This is a genomic window from Taishania pollutisoli, from assembly GCF_014518315.1.
Taxonomy (GTDB): domain Bacteria; phylum Bacteroidota; class Bacteroidia; order Flavobacteriales_D; family Crocinitomicaceae; genus Taishania; species Taishania pollutisoli.
In genome coordinates, this window is record NZ_JACVEL010000001.1 from 675438 (window position 1) to 691694 (window position 16257).

The window sequence follows — 16257 nt, forward strand, 5'->3', positions numbered from 1 at the left end:
AAGAAATTGAAAGCAATATTCCGGTATCTTTTTGCATTTGTTCTGCTTAACCATACATTTCTACTTGTAGCTCAGGAGAAAGTAGGTTTGGTATTAAGTGGCGGTGGTGCAACAGGTCTGGCACATATCGGGGTTTTAAAAGCGCTGGAAGAGCATGGTATCCCGGTTGATTATATCACCGGCACATCTGCAGGAGCATTGATCGGTTCATTGTATGCCGCAGGATATAGTCCCGAAGAAATCGAACTCCTGGCAAGTTCAGAGGCATTTCAGAAAATGTCTACCGGTCAGATTGAAGCGCATCAACGTTTTTCTTACCGGGAACCCGATGAAAATGCTTCCATGTTTAAATTCGGAATCGGGATAGACAGTTCCATTCTCAATTCTATCCCGACACACTACCGATCATCTGCTTACGTCGATTATGTCTTGATGGAATTACTGGCTCCGGCAGGAGAAATTGCCGGAAACAATTTTGACAGTCTGTTTGTTCCATATCGCTGTATTGCTTCAGACATTGCCAACAAAAAATCTGTGACCTTCAACAGGGGGAAACTCAATCAGGCAGTGAGGGCGTCGATGACGTATCCGTTTTATTTTGAAGCCATTGAAATCAACAATACCCTGTATTTTGACGGAGGATTGTACAATAACTTCCCGGCAAACGTGATTTATGAACAATTTCACCCCGACTTCATCATTGGAAGTAATGTCTCGTTTAATGCACAGCTACCGGAAAAAAACAACATCATCAGCCAGTTGACAAACATGCTGGTTTCTTATTCCGATTTTTCCATTCCCTGCCAGGAAGGCATATTAATTGAACCTGAAATTAATTCTTCTACGTTTGACTTCCAGGATGCCGCCCAAATTATCCGCGAGGGGTATGAACAAACATTGCCCTACATTGATTCCATTCTCGCACGGATTGACAGACGTGTGACAAAAGATGAAATTGATATGAAAAGAAAGGCATTCAGGAAAAAGATTATACCGATTACAATCAGCAATATCAATGCTTTTTCACGAAAAAACAAATCATTGAGTTTTGCAAAAAACTCCCTGATCCGGTCTAAAAAGAATGAAGTGATCCCGGAACGTATCCTGGAGCGTCGTTATTTCAGGTTGCGGGCAACGCCGCAAGTAGGATTTATGTTCCCGACCCTCAGCCTGAAATCGGACAGTACCTATAACCTGGACTTGATTGTTAATAAATCCAAAGATTTTAATTTTGAGGTAGGAGGACATTTTTCAACCCGGGCAGTCAATACCGGATATGTCGGTGTCTCCTACGGTCACTTGGGGAAGGTTGCCTCGCGGGCCTACGTCAACTCATATTTCGGAAAATTTTATACGTCTGTAAAAACAGAACTCGGAATGGATATCCCTTCCATCTTTCCGGTCAACCTTTCGGGTTATTTTGTATTGAACCGCTTTGATTACTTTCGCAATTTTGCCACCTTTTTTGCTCCGGAAAAGCCCTCTTTCCTGGTTCAGAATGAGGTTTATACCGGTATTGATTTCAAGCACCCGATCGGAAATTCGACCAAAAGTACTTTTCAGGGACGTTATTTCCTCCTGGAGGATGATTACTACCAAACGAAGAACTTCAGCAATGCAGACACCACTGACTTTACCCAGTTTCAGGGGGTGACATTCAGCTGGGAATTTACACAAAATACACTCAACAGAAAGCAATTTGCTACTTCCGGGCATTATGCTGCGTTCAAGGTACGTTACGTATACGGCCGGGAGCATTCTGTTTCGGGGTCAACGGCTTTGATCCCGTTTGACGAATCCAAGCACCATTCCTGGATCAATATTTCAGGTGATTTTCAAACTTTTCCGCTGGATTTAAAAATCTTTCATTGGGGAATCCACGGAACGGCCGTTTTTAATTCGCAGTCTCTGTTTTCAAATTATACCGCTTCTGTTCTGGCAATGACCGCTTATACTCCTCTTCCGGACATGTCAACGTATTTTATGCCGGAATTCCGAAGTCCTCAATACGTGGGTGTGGGAACCAATTTAATTTTCACTATCCGAAAAAATATTGATATCCGTGCGGACGGGTATTATTATCAGCCGTTTCGATCTATCCTCCTCAATGATGATGGTACATTCGGCTATGCGAAACCTTTCAAAGGAGAGTCTTTTGTTGCTTCCGGATCGGTAATTTATCATTCTCCGGTTGGTCCTGTACGCGCGACCTTCAATTATTTTCCCAAACAATTACAGCCGTTTACATTCCAGATCAGCTTCGGGTATATCCTGTTCAACCAACATGCCATCAGATAAGCTACCAGCTTAAAATGAAATACCACATTGTTAATGTAATAAACGAAACGGGGATTCCGATTCCGACCATCATGTTGCTCAACCGTGGTTTTAAGCCATAAGAAGCTGCAATAATTGACGCTGTAATCATCGGAGCCATGGCTGCTTCCATGATGCAAACATCTATCGCCAATCCTTCCTGCTTCAGAAGAATGACATACAGTACATAAATAAATACCGGTAAAAGCACTAACTGGTAGGCAAGTCCCAGGAACAAAAACCGCCAGTGTTTGCTGCGTTTATTGATTTTCAGTTGAAAACCTACAGACACCAATGCAATAGGTGTAATGGTTGCACTTAATTTGTAAAAAACGTCATCCAGGTAATCCGGGAAACGAATATCCAGGACATTCAAAACAATCCCGATCAGAAAAACTATGAATGGTGGAAATGTAAAGATCTTCTTAAAGATCACGCTGAAATCATTTGTACCTCTGGAATAAATTGTTGCGACCAAAATTCCTAAAGTGGACAACACCACAAAGGTTCCCGGCAGATCAATCATTATCAGTGTTTCCAACCCTTTTTCCCCATACACCGCTTCAATGACGGGAATACCGACAAACGATGTATTTCCCAACCCACCTGTTAAAATCAGACAGCCGATCAATGATTTTGACCATCCGAACAATTTTCCGAGACCTGCAAATAAAATAAATGCCATAGCAAAAGCGATCCAGGGCATCGCAACCGGATAAATGAGGTCGGATGAAAATTCAATTTTAGGCAGGTAAAACAATGCCATTGCAGGCAACGAAATGTGAATAATGAATTGATTAAGTGTTGTGTGAGTATTTGCAGGAAATGCTTTCAGATAACGGATTCCTATCCCAATGAATAAACACAAAAAAAGAAGGATGATACTTGTCATTTTAACGTCTGGAATTTTCAGGCAAAGGTAACGCTCATTTATGAGGTGGAAAATTCACATCATTATTTTTTTGATCTGTTCAACAAAACCCTATGGGGAAACACATTTACTTTTAATTTAAAATGCATTAGGTCTTTTGTTCTCACAAAGGCACGAAGACACAAAGATGCGATCGGAATGAACACCCCCCTTTGCGACTTTGTGGCTTAGCAGCAATTGTTCATGTAAATCATTAAAGAAATATGTGTGGTGGACACTAAAAGCGTGAAAATTTTTAATGCGTTTGCCCTGCGTAGAATCTCCAATCAATTTCGGGACTATCCACTTTTTGCTATCTTTGCAAAAATTCAAATCAAGTCATGAGTCATTCAATTTCTCGTTCCAATTCAGAAAAATTATTCCAAAAGGCAAAAACTTATTTTCCGGGAGGTGTGAACTCTCCTGTAAGAGCATTTAAATCCGTTGATGGAAATCCATTGTTTATCAAACGGGGGGACGGTTATAAAATCTGGGATGAGGACGGAAATGAGTTCATTGATTTTTGTGCCAGTTGGGGACCTTTGATTTTGGGGCACAATCACCCTGCTATCTACCGGAAAGTTGTTGAAGCACTTCAAAACGGAACCAGCTTCGGAGCTCCTACGGCTTTGGAAAATGAATTGGCGGAATTGATCTTGTCGCGCAACCCGTTTATCGATAAAATCCGGTTTGTAAGTTCCGGTACGGAGGCCGTCATGTCGGCGTTAAGACTTGCAAGAGGGTATACCGGGAGAAACAAGGTTGTAAAATTTGAAGGGTGTTACCACGGACATACCGATGCGATGCTGGTAAAAGCGGGAAGTGGTCTGGTTACCTTCGGTGAGTCTTCCAGTGCCGGAGTTCCTGCTGCATTTGTGAATGAAACATTGGTTCTGCCATTGAATGATGAAGCAGCATTAAGAAGTTGTTTCCAGCAACATGGGTTTGATATCGCCTGTGCAATCATTGAGCCGATTCCCGCCAATAACGGGTTATTGCTTCAGGGAGGTGAATTCCTCAAAACCTTAAGAAGTGTTTGCTCGGAATACGGTGCATTGTTGTTTTTTGATGAAGTGATCTCAGGATTCCGTGTTTCTTTCAACGGGGCGGCAGCATATTATGGAATTACACCTGATATTATTACCTATGGTAAAATCATCGGAGGAGGTTTGCCTGTTGGTGCTTACGGCGCACGAGAAGAAATCATGTCGTGCGTTTCACCGGACGGTCCTGTCTATCAAGCCGGAACACTGTCCGGAAACCCGGTAGCAATGGCAGCAGGGATTGCACAATTAACCGTTTGTGCGGAAGAAGGATTTTACCAGGATCAGGAAAAAAGAACAAAAGCATTTGTTGAGAATGTCAATACATATGCAAAGGAAAAAGGATATGATTTTGAATTTGTGACCATCGGGTCCATTTTCTGGTTTAATTTTGACGGGAAGAAAAATATTACCCGTGCGGATCAGATCAACCCCGACATGAGCAAGTTCAAACAACTACACGCATTTCTGTTGAACAACGGAGTCTACATCGGACCGAGCGGTTATGAAGTTGGATTTATATCCAGCGTCCACAACCCGGAAATTCTGAAGAAGGCTGCTGAAGTGATCAAGCAGGGATTGGATCATGTAATGGCTGAATAAAGGAAGAAGAAATTGTAAATGGACACATTAACATACTGTTCATTCATCGTTTTGACCTTTCATCCGGTCATTCAGACCATTCGTGAAGATCTGTTAGGAGATGTTGTTACTCATTTGATACATTAACACATAAATTACTTGATTTTAATTAAAAATTAGTGCCCCTTATGAAATCAAACATTCATCTTATCTATCTCCTTCAATTCATTACTCTCTTTTTTTCATTTCAGGCCTTCACACAAAAACAGTTAATTGTTCTCGATACTGCAGGTCGTGAACCCATGCCGTTTGTAAAAGTATTCCCGGATGTCGGACAACCGTTTTTTACCAACATTGACGGAAAAGCAACATTTTCCAATGATGTGACTTCTTTACAACTGAGTTTTTCCGGTTATGAAGATACAACGGTACTGCTAAACGGACAACAACAGGTAACCGTTCTGATGCGCGTCCTCCCGACGGAATTTGACGAAGTGGTCATTCTTCCGGGTGTAAATCCTGCATTGAGGATCATCAATAAAGTAACTGAAAACCGCAAGAAAAACCATCCCCTGGAAAACGATGCATTTACGTATGAAAGTTACAGTAAATTCATTTTTGACATGGACACGGCATTCACAAAAAAGGTGATGGAGCTCCCGGACGATACTTCCAAATATATGATCGGTCTGATCAAATCGCAACATTTATTCATGATGGAAAGTTCTTCCGAACGCAAATTCATTCCACCCGCAAGAGACCGTGAAAACATTACTGCGTACAAGGTTTCAGGGCTGAACAATCCATTGTTCTCCACCTTTGCACAAAGTATGCAATCCTTCCATTTTTACGATAACCAGTTTGAATTATTGGGAACCAAGTATTTTAATCCGATTGCACTGGGGAGCACCAAACGGTATTATTACCTGATTGAAGATACCACCATTGCAGGAACGGATACGACTTTTATGATTTCCTTTCGTCCCCGCCCGGATGCGGGAATTGAAGGATTGAAAGGGTTGCTGTTTATTAATACGAACGGATTTGCTATTGAGAAAGTCATTGCAGAACCTGCAAAAGCATCCGAAAGTCAAACGTATGTGAAGATCATCCAAGAATACAAGTTGATTGAGGGTAAGAAATGGTTTCCGGTAGATCTGAAAACCAAAGTGGAATTGAAAGGATTCCAGATGTCACTCGACAAAGAATCGGGATACGTCACCGGGCATGGAAATACATACATTTCGAATATCAAGCTGAATCCCGATGATCTCAAAAAGAACGGGTTCGGGAACATTGCCCTCTCTACCAATAAAGATGCAGGAGACAAATCCGAGGAGGAATGGAACCGCTTGCGACGAGATACGCTGAGTAGTAGGGAAACGACAACTTACCGGGTGCTGGACAGCTTCAGCAAGGCAGAAAACTTCGATCGGAAACTAAACGGGTTGATTGCCCTGACAACAGGAAAGCTGCGACTGGGATATGTAAGTCTTCCTTTGGATCGGATCATTGATTTTAACTTTCACGAAGGATACCGTTTGGGTGCCGGGCTGGAAACATCCGACCGCTTGATGCAAAATATTGTTGTGGGAGGTTATTTTGCCTGGGGAACGCGCGACAAAGACTGGAAATATGGCGGATATTCCACATTTCACCTCAACAAACGTCTTGGTATCAGCATTGGATTGCGCTACCAGCAAGATGTACTGACCCGTGGAGCAAATGACATGACAAAAACAAGCTGGGACATCACTTCTCCTACGTTGTTCACCAATTTCTTCCGCAAGTTCATGGATCGTCAGCGATTGGCTGAAATGACCTTTACGATTGCTCCATTGGGGAATTTAACGATGCACGTAACCGGAAACTATCAGCGGCTGGAATTTACCCGCAATTACCGGTTTACGAATGACGAGGGAGCGGTTTTGCAAAAACTGGATCTTGCAGAAACAGCATTTGAAATGAAGTGGAACATCCGTCAACGAATTGTTGTACTGGGAGACATCCGAATGGCTCAATCTACGAATTATCCAAAAATTAAATTGAAAATTGCGAAAGGATGGTCTGGCATTGCGAATGCGCAAACAGATTATGTCCGTTTGTTTCTGGCAGTTGATGAAGATGTAGAAAGCCTGCGTTTCGGTAAACTGAATGTACACCTGGAAGCATCTCAGACATTCGGAGATGTACCAATGGCATTGAAACAATATGCTGTCGGAACGCGACAAGACTGGAATATTGTAACGATCAATGCATTGGAAACGGTATACCCGGGAGAGTTTTATCACGACAGACAGGCATCATTGATTGCGCGTTACTCCTTCCCTGTCATTAAGACCAGGAAGAAATGGTTTGCTCCTGAGTTTATCCTACATCACGGTATCGGGTACGGAGATATGGCCAACCGGACGCAGCACAATATGAAATTCTGGACGATGGACAAAGGAGTTTTCGAAGGAGGATTAATCCTTTCAGGGATTCTGAATATCAACTTCCTGAAACTGGGAATCGGAGCATTCTACCGCTATGGCTATCATTCCGACGCGGATGCGATCAAAAATCTGGTGCCGAAGATCAGCTTGAAATTTGCAGGGTTTAATAATTAAGGGCCCTGTTCTAAAAATCGGGTGCTATTTTCACCACGATACACAGATTAAAAAGGAACGAACAAAGAAAAAAATGACACCGATTAACAGTCAATAGAGAGGTAATTCGTGAATCTGTGGTTATTCAACACGATTTCATCACCCAACTTTAATAAGGGCTTGCTAAGGCACAAAGACGCGGAGGATGATAAGAGAACACTGTTTTGTATCTTATGGAGTGCATTATTGATCATGTTCTTCGGTATTGTTACCAAAAGAAGCAACAATGTAAAAATAGCATTATGACCACCCGGGATAATTGGATTAACGAATCTCTCTAACATGCAAAACCTATACGGTATTGTGACCTTTGTGTCTTAGCGAGATGTTTTATTAAGAATCGAATTATTAAAACGAAGTTTTCCCTGCTTTGACCAATCGTTTCAACAATGGGCTGGGTCTGTAACGATCTTCTCCGTACTCTTCAAATAAATTCTCCAATTGTTCCAGTACCCATGGCAATGATTTTTCTTCTGCCCAGGCCAACAATCCTTTCGGATAATTGACTCCGTTGGTCATTGCCAGGTCAATATCTTCTTTGGAAGCGACATTTAGGAACAATGCGTCAATTGCTTCATTCATCAGCATCACCAGGATGCGATCAACTATCTGTTGTCCGAGTTCCGGATTTTCAGACGGCTCCGGTTGCACAATTCCTTCCGCGTAATTGTAATATCCTCTTCCTGATTTACGGCCTAAATACCCTGCCTCAAAATGTCTTTTTTGTGTAAACGAAGGTTTATAGCGCGGATCGTAGTAAAATGCTGTAAAAACAGATTCTGTAACTGTATAATTGATATCATTTCCGATGTAATCCATCAACGTGAATGGTCCCATACGGAATCCGCCCAGTTTGGTCATCGCCCAGTCAATTGTAGCAAAATCAGCAAGGCCTTCTTCATAGATTCGTAAAGCTTCTCCATAAAACGGACGGGCTACACGATTCACGATGAATCCCGGAGTGTCTTTACACAAAACCGTGATCTTTTTCCAACTGTCGATCAATTGCTTTGCAGCAGTCATAACTTCCTGCGAGGTTTGAACGGCAGGAATGATTTCTACGAGTGGCATTAACGGTGCCGGATTGAAGAAATGGATACCAATGATACGGGACGGATTATTCAACACAGAACCGATGGATGCGATCGGCAAGGAAGAAGTATTGGAAGCCAGGATACATTCTTCCGAGACAATGGACTCCAGCTCCTTGAATACCGTATGTTTCACATTCATATTCTCCACAATTGCTTCGATGACAATCCCGCAGGCTGAAAAGTCAGTGGTGGAAGTTGAATACGTAAATCGCTCGCTGATTTCGGCTGCACCGGCAACTGATACCGTTCCTTTTTCAACAAGGCGATCCAGCACTTTTACAAGGTTACCTTTTGCTTTATCCAACACTTCACGGTTGACATCCACCAACACAACCTGATGTCCTGCCTGTGCGGCTACCTGGGCAATTCCGGCTCCCATTGTACCGGCTCCTAAAACTCCTACTTTCATGTCTGTTTGATAATTTTCTTGTCCAAAACTACTTAAAAAATGAGTAGTATCCATGAAAAAAGCCACTACTTCACAGGAAGCAATGGCTTTCGGTTATTCATCTTGGTAAAAATTATCTTTCCAGCGATACAAATCCCTGCTTATCGATCTCTTCTCCGCCTGAGGTTGTTCCGGTAATCTGGTAAAAGTAAACTCCTTCCATCATATCATTTCCTCCGGCATCTCTTCCATCCCATGTAAAGTTCGGTTGACTGAATGTTTGAACAACATTCCCCCATCGGTTGAGGATCACACAACTCAAGCTTTCAATACCATCCGCGGAAATCAATGAAAACAAATCATTTATACCATCTTTATTCGGTGTAAATACGTTGGGAACAACAATGTCACATGACAACAATACATCAACAAAAAATGAATCTGCCGGGGCAACACACCCCTGGTTTTCAACATAAACAATAATGTATTGATCATCCGTCGCCGTAATGGATTGCGTCGGACCGGTCATTCCACCAAACGTAGTCCAGTAAACAGTACTTGATGAAGGGGTTGCAATAACAGTTGATTGAAATGATTCTCCTTTGCAAATCTGTACATCCTGCGGAGTAACAAATGTAGGAATTTCATTGACAACAACCTGAATGGAATCGGTTACCTGCGGACAATTCTGAAAAGAACCCGTAGCATAGATATAACTTGTTTCCGTCGGAGCAACGGTATATTGATTTCCAATTACCGTTCCTTCCCATTCAAACTGCATCTGAGGAATATTTCCGGAAACCGTCAACTGGGTTGAATCTCCCTGACAAATAGTTGTATTGCCTGCAAACGTTAATGCAAGCGGTGGAATAACATCAATCTGAATGGTGTCATATCCTGAGCACCCTTGTTGATTCGTTACCTGGACAGTATATTGTGTTGAACTTATCGGGGTATCGGATACTTGTTGTGTTGTTGCTGCAATCGGTGTCCAGTTATACGTAAGATTTGACGACGGGGAAGTGGCGGTTAAAAACACCGGGTTCCCCGAACAGACTGGATTTTCTGCTTCTACAATCGTAACGGAAGGAGACGGCTTCACATGTACCAGACGGCTTACCAGGTTAGATACACATCCGTTTGTATCCGTTGCGGTAACTGAATAGAATGTAGATGTAGCCGGTGAAACATTTAATTCAGATGAATTAATATTTCCTGGTGTCCAGTTATACACCAAATCCGTTGAAGTAGAAGAAGCAATGATGGAAGAAAGTTCTCCTGCACAGATGCTATCATTCGGAGTGACGGTAATAACAGGCTTCGGAACACTGGTTACATTGATGGTATCCTGGGCATAACAAATTGTTGCAAATGTTATATCGTCAATCATAAAGTCGTTCCCTGAAACGTTCGTGTTTTGATTGAGGATACAAATCTGAGCCGTTGTATTCGCTCCTGAATTCCATACCTGATAGAATTGTGTCCATGTACATCCTGTAACCGGCGGTGAAAACACAGCACCAATGGTCGCATTGTTAATTGAAAATTGTAATTGTGCTACATTCGCATCATTCAGAGCAGAGGAAACCCACGTTCCGAAATAATAATCCGTATTCGGTGTCACATTTACGGTCTGACACCAGACATTTGTAGGAGTACTTGCTCCGTTTACAACCATCATCTGATTTCCGGGAGCCGGTGTATGATCCGTGCACGAAGTAAAATTCGTATGTGCCAGGCTCGGGGAAGAAGTAATTGTATACCTCCCTTCCTGCGAAAGAATTCCGTAGGTACCTGTAGATGACGTTGTATAAATATATCCTGTTGAAAATCCGGCATTTCCTTGCTCAAAATCTCCGTTGACGATCAGGTTGTTGGTCAGGTCTGTCGTACCGACTTTTACCCAATATGTTCCGGTTTGTGTAACGGCCCGGGTTTGGTTGGTGGAATTATTATCCCACAGATATGAGTCAAACGTTCCCGGGTTCAGAATAACCGACTGCCCCTGGCAGACAAGTGTATCATTCCCCAGATCGGGTACTACAGATCCGCATTGGGCTAATAAACCGTTTGCGCTAAAACCTCCGAGTATCACTAAAGCTGCTGCTAATCTCATTTTTTTTGAATTTAATGTCTTTTTTCAAGTGTGTGTTAGAGTCAGTTTGGGTCTAAAGGGATAAAAGGGAGAGATTGAACTCTCCCTTTTATGGTCATTATTGTATCTGGTATCTTAGATAATCTATTTACCGGATTGCAATTTTGCTGGTTGTTGCAGATCCGTTGCTTGTAACTGTTACGAAGTAAATTCCTTTCTCCCATTGTACTGTATTCACAACTACTTCGTTTGCAAATGATGTTGCATTCAACACGATAGCACCAGTTGTAGAAACCACAGAAACAGTCGCGTCCATAGCATTGCTTAATGACACTTTGAAATTGTCTGTCGCAGGGTTCGGGAAGATTTTCAAATCTGAGAATTGGTTTTCTTCAACTGCCAGGTCTGCATAAGAAGCTGTAATTGTTGTAGATCCGCAATCGTTTGTCAATGTAGCTGTAACTGTAACAGAAGCATCACTTGTATAGGTATGCTGAATCGTTGCAGGCGCATTATTTACGGTCGTACCATCACCAAAATTCCAGTTATAAGAAGCTGCATTTTGTGCATTCAATACCGTGAATGTAAAATTCGGGTAGGATCCTTGTCTGTAAAGTCCGCTTGCTGTCGGTTCTCCATTAACAGCAACATTGATTGTTCCGACACCGAAACATCCGTTCGGAGCTGTTGCATATACGGTGTATGTTCCTGCCGCAGCAACTTCCAGTGTCTGGTTCACATTGTTTGAATTGCTCCACACATAAGATGATCCCGGATTTCCGGCATCCAACACCAACGTTTCTCCTTCACAGATAGTTGTATCAGCACCCAGATCAACAACAGGATTACTATTTGAAATCACAATTGTTTCAATTTGTTTCCCGCATGTTACTGCTTCGTCTTTTGATGCCCATATATAGTATGTTCCCGGTAACAAATCAGAAAATTCAGGAGATGTTTGCCATGCCGTCGGAGTTGCCGTTGCACTTTGTGTAATTCCGTACAACAATGCTCCCGAAGTAATGTTTACATTGTCTACTGCATGACGCAATGCATCACCTCCCGTTCTTGCTGAAAATAAATGGTACCAGTTGGATACATCTGCATTCAGGTAAGCTGCCGGCAATTGAACATCTTCAAAAATTGTTACGCCGTCAACCGTCAGGTTAGCTGTTCCTTCAGATGTTATATTAAATACAACCGGAATGTCTGTTTTTGTTTTCCATAAAGCGATATTCGGCGAATATGCCAGTGTCTGAGAACTGGTTGGACCAAATGCATTGTTTGCTGTCCACCCGTAAACCAGGTAAATTCCCGCAGCATTGTTATTCTCACCGCTGTTCCCTGCTGCATCAAAACATAAACGCAGTTTTGTTCCGTACCCATTGTGTCCGTTACCATTCGCTGTTGAAGTCGCATCGTCTCCGAATGAGTACGTCAAGCCGTCTCCCCCGCCTGTACCATATTGGTCATACGGTTGATCTGCTGTCAGGTCAAACGCAACAGAGAACGAGTTATTTGCTCCGGTTGAAAACCCTGGAATGGATACACGCGCTGTTCCAAGAGCAGACGGTGTATTTGTCGTCAATTGTAATCTGTCCGCAGTTTGTGTTACTGTACCTGTCAATGTCAATGCCGACAAATCACCGGATGCATTAAAGTCATTGGAATAAATTTCCATGATTTCTCTTTGTCCGAACGGGTTTACCAATGTAGCCGAACCTCCCAGGTTGATACAATCGTAGTTTACAATTGTAACATCCTGTGCTCCGAAACCAACAACAACACCGATTTTTACTGAATCAAGCGGGCTTGTACATGCAGAATTTCTCAATTGGTAATAGAAGGTATACACGGAATCCTGTGTAGGAATGAAATTGTACACGTTTGTTGAATTCCATGGTTGAACCTCTGTTGTTCCGTCAACACCCAGGAAGCGGTATTCCCATGTTCCTCCGACAACATCTGCAACTTCTGTGATTGTAATAGATGCCGGTACATTCGGTTCACACAACTCAGTTGGATTCGTTGTTGTTTGTGTAGATACATTACCATATGGTATTACTTTCGCTTGTGCTGTAGCCGTACATCCCTGGCTGTCAGTTCCAGTTACGGTATAAATTGTTGTCGCTGTCGGGTTGGCATTCACTGTTGCAGCATTTGCAACGTTCAATCCGGCAGCAGGAGTCCATGCGTACGTTGCTGCACCACTTGCTGTAATTGCTACAGAAGATGACGGACAAATCACACTCTCTTCAACATCCACAACCACATTCGGAGCGGCGTGAACAGTCAAACTGATCGGTGACAAAACAGTCTCTTGCGCGGAATGCGAACAACCAATAACAACCTGATAATCCGTTGAATTTTCCATTCCGGTGATTGCATGTGTTTTATCCGTTGCTCCTGCAACATCTACCCAGTTCGTTCCGTCAAACTGTTGCCACTGGTACGTAATTCCGTCAAGGAAATAGTGTGTATCATGGTTCTGTAGAGACAAAACGGTGTTTTCTCCCTCACATAAATCTGTCCCTGCACTTGAAAGAATATCTGTAAGCACAGGAGTTCCGGAACATGAAACCGGGTAATCACCTATCAATTGAATGTTATTGACATGTCCTGCTCTTCCTGTAGCCGATGGCGGAGAAGCAGGATTCGGGTTATTGCCATCGGCATAGAAATAAATTCCTCTGTTGGCACCCAGATCTGATTTTCTCCAGTAAGTATTCGATCCGTATCCACTTTGATTTTCATCTACTGCCAGAATAATGTTGCTTACGCCGTCCCAAATAAAGGGAGTAGTAAAAACAATTTCCCACCACGCATTGTCTCCGGCATTGGTAATTGTTCCGGAATAAACTTCCTGCAAGTTTCCAACAGCTTCCCAGTCTGTATTACTGGCGAAAGCTGTTCTTGAGGTATTCCCCATGTAAACGACCCATTGCAATCCGTTTGACATATCTCCGGTTGTTTTGTACAGACGGATGCGTGAAATTTGTGCCTGGCCTGTAATTCCTGCATTGGTTAAATCGGAAGCGGTATAAATCTGCTGCGAATAAGAATACCCATAATAGGCATTTAAAGGAAGATTTGTAGTTGTACCCGTTTGGTTACCGACCTGTACATTGACTGTCTGTGCAACCGAACCTGTGACAATTGCCATTGATGCAGTAAGCCCCAAACACAAGCCCCAAACACTTTTCAATGGTTTGTATAATACATTCATAAAAGTTAGTTATTAAACGTTAATAAAATAATGATGAGTTAACGACGAGTTAATCTTATTGCAAGTCTATGAATAAAAAATCAGTGCATTCGTTTTCAGTACGGGACAATAATGGGACAATGAATAAAACCGGTAACGGGCAACTATTCATCTATTATAACAACTGATTATCAATCGTTTAATTAAGCGATGGATTGAATCAATTTTTGCAAGTCTTTTTGTTCGGTAATGTCCAGTCGCTTGCGAAGTCTCAGGTTGGTTTTTCGAACGGAATCAGGACCGATTCCCAGCGTTTTCGAAATCTCAAGGTTTTCCAGGTTCAACTTCAATAAAGCGGCAAGTCGCAACTCGGCATTGGTAATATCTTCGTAGTTGGTATAGAAAAAGTCAAAGAAGCCCGGATAGCGTTTTTCGAACAGGTGTTTGAATTGCAACCAGTCTTCATCTGTCAGTAAAGTAAACGACTGTAATTTGTCTGTGAGATGTTTGTGTTCTTCTTCTGTCCGGTCCATTTTCAGGAAGAGCAATTCCAGTTCTTCATTCATTTTAGCAATGGTCTCGTTTTTCTCCATCAAACTTTTCAGAACAGACTGCATTTCCTGTTCCGTTTTTTCCAGGTTTTCCTTTACCCGTTTGTTTTTCAGTTCCAGTAATTCTTTTTCTTTTTTCTTCCGTTTCAAAATCTGGAGAATGATGATGTAGGCACCGATGGCAATAATCACCACCAGGATGATCAACCCGATCATGATTCGTTTACTGGTTCTTGATTGCTCTTGTAAAACCTGTATTTTAGCCTGACGGTGCTCAAAATCAATCTGGAACTCTGTGTTGTTGGCATTTACAATATTGCGCAACCGGTTGATCGAGTCGTTGATTCGTTGTTCCACTTTATACAGTTCCAGTGCTTTTTCATAATCGCGTGTGTATTCGTACCACAGTGCTTTGGACCTGTAATAACTCATATTACGCTGCATTTTAGGGTAAACAGCAACCAGGGAATCAATGGTTTGGATTTTCTTTTGAACACCACTCGAATTTTTAAATACAATGTCAATCTCGATCAACTGGGTCATTGCCGACAATGCACTCTCTACTTCGCCTGCAGCCTTGCTGGTATTAAAATCAATCGTCAAAAACTTCCGGGCCAGCTCATATTGGTTTTTATTGTAATAAAGAACCCCCAGATTACCGGATAACACTCCCACCCAGACGGTATTGTTGGTTTTTTTAGCCAGATCAATTGCATCGGTGTAATAATTTTCTGATTTTTCCGGATCTGAAGTGCTGTATATCAGTCCGAGCGTGTTTAAGATATTTATTTTAGCATGTTCTGTTGTGTTGCTGCAATTCAGCGATTTATTCAGGTAAACCTTGGATTGCTCATACCGTTTGAAAAAAAAGTAAGACAATCCCATCAATTCATAAAATTCGCATTCAAATTCGTACGATTTCCCCGGAGTCATCAACAACTCAATTTTGTACAGGTAGGGAAAGGCATCCTGGTTTTGTTTGGACAATTGGAACCTTCTTCCCAGAAAAAATAACACATCCAGGTAATTATCCTGTGATTCGTTGAAAAACGTGTCGACTTCGTGCAGGAATACATTGTAATGGCTATCGTCAATAAACGCTTTTTCCTGGTTGGCCGTTAAAAAGTTCAGAACGTTCTTATTGACATTTTTTGCAGGTGACTGATTGGCAATTGTACGAAGCTGCTCGATCCCTTTCGTGGCACTTAATTTTTGCGCGGACAAATGAAATCCGTGGAAAAGGCAAAGGAATATCAAAAGTCGTTTCAACAATTTAGCATTTTTTTTGTAAAAGTAGGAAGATTTATAATTACTTGTTGCGTTATCGTATTGTACTGACACTTGAACCGGTGAATTAAATTTTGCACAAAGAAGACGAATAATTCACAATAATAGTTGTTTTTGCACGCTAATAAACCGATTAAG

At 42.1% G+C, this 16257-nt stretch carries 8 protein-coding genes; 3 read left to right on the top strand and 5 right to left on the bottom strand.

The genetic code is table 11. The features are described from left to right. Window positions 1-6 precede the first annotated feature (6 nt). Window positions 7-2298 (top strand): patatin-like phospholipase family protein, encoded by a 2292-nt coding sequence (locus H9Y05_RS02825; RefSeq protein WP_163490589.1) that lies wholly within the window; start codon window positions 7-9, stop codon window positions 2296-2298. Between the two features lies 1 nt (window position 2299). On the opposite strand, the gene H9Y05_RS02830 is transcribed toward H9Y05_RS02825, so the two are convergent. Next, entirely contained in the window at window positions 2300-3208 is a 909-nt protein-coding gene (locus tag H9Y05_RS02830; protein ID WP_216713439.1) for an AEC family transporter, read from the bottom strand. Between the two features lie 359 nt (window positions 3209-3567). Between H9Y05_RS02830 and hemL the strand changes: the two genes are divergently transcribed. Next, window positions 3568-4872 (top strand): glutamate-1-semialdehyde 2,1-aminomutase, encoded by a 1305-nt coding sequence (gene hemL / locus H9Y05_RS02835; RefSeq protein WP_163490591.1) that lies wholly within the window; start codon window positions 3568-3570, stop codon window positions 4870-4872. A gap of 167 nt (window positions 4873-5039) precedes the next feature. Beyond that, entirely contained in the window at window positions 5040-7460 is a 2421-nt protein-coding gene (locus H9Y05_RS02840) for a DUF5686 family protein (RefSeq protein ID WP_216713440.1), read from the top strand. Between the two features lie 387 nt (window positions 7461-7847). Here H9Y05_RS02840 and H9Y05_RS02845 read toward each other — a convergent pair whose 3' ends face one another. From H9Y05_RS02845 to H9Y05_RS02860, 4 genes are all read right to left on the bottom strand, one after another. Beyond that, complete coding sequence (locus H9Y05_RS02845; RefSeq protein WP_216713441.1) at window positions 7848-9002, bottom strand: 3-hydroxyacyl-CoA dehydrogenase NAD-binding domain-containing protein; 1155 nt, start codon at window positions 9000-9002, stop codon at window positions 7848-7850. A gap of 112 nt (window positions 9003-9114) precedes the next feature. Then, on the bottom strand, window positions 9115-11097 hold the full coding sequence (locus H9Y05_RS02850) for a T9SS type B sorting domain-containing protein (RefSeq protein WP_216713442.1): 1983 nt from the start codon (window positions 11095-11097) through the stop codon (window positions 9115-9117). Between the two features lie 127 nt (window positions 11098-11224). Further along, a complete protein-coding gene (locus tag H9Y05_RS02855; RefSeq protein WP_216713443.1) occupies window positions 11225-14302 on the bottom strand; it encodes a T9SS type A sorting domain-containing protein in 3078 nt (1025 codons plus the stop codon). A 182-nt stretch (window positions 14303-14484) separates the two neighbouring features. Continuing rightward, a complete protein-coding gene (locus H9Y05_RS02860; RefSeq protein ID WP_163490601.1) occupies window positions 14485-16101 on the bottom strand; it encodes a hypothetical protein in 1617 nt (538 codons plus the stop codon). Window positions 16102-16257 lie beyond the last annotated feature (156 nt).

What these genes read in the sequence shown, in the direction of transcription:
- H9Y05_RS02845 (WP_216713441.1), bottom strand. Translation starts at nt 9,002, where the DNA reads ATGAAAGTAGGAGTTTTAGGAGCCGGTACAATGGGAGCCGGAATTGCC.
- hemL (WP_163490591.1), top strand. Translation starts at nt 3,568, where the DNA reads ATGAGTCATTCAATTTCTCGTTCCAATTCAGAAAAATTATTCCAAAAG.
- H9Y05_RS02855 (WP_216713443.1), bottom strand. Translation starts at nt 14,302, where the DNA reads ATGAATGTATTATACAAACCATTGAAAAGTGTTTGGGGCTTGTGTTTG.
- H9Y05_RS02830 (WP_216713439.1), bottom strand. Translation starts at nt 3,208, where the DNA reads ATGACAAGTATCATCCTTCTTTTTTTGTGTTTATTCATTGGGATAGGA.
- H9Y05_RS02840 (WP_216713440.1), top strand. Translation starts at nt 5,040, where the DNA reads ATGAAATCAAACATTCATCTTATCTATCTCCTTCAATTCATTACTCTC.
- H9Y05_RS02850 (WP_216713442.1), bottom strand. Translation starts at nt 11,097, where the DNA reads ATGAGATTAGCAGCAGCTTTAGTGATACTCGGAGGTTTTAGCGCAAAC.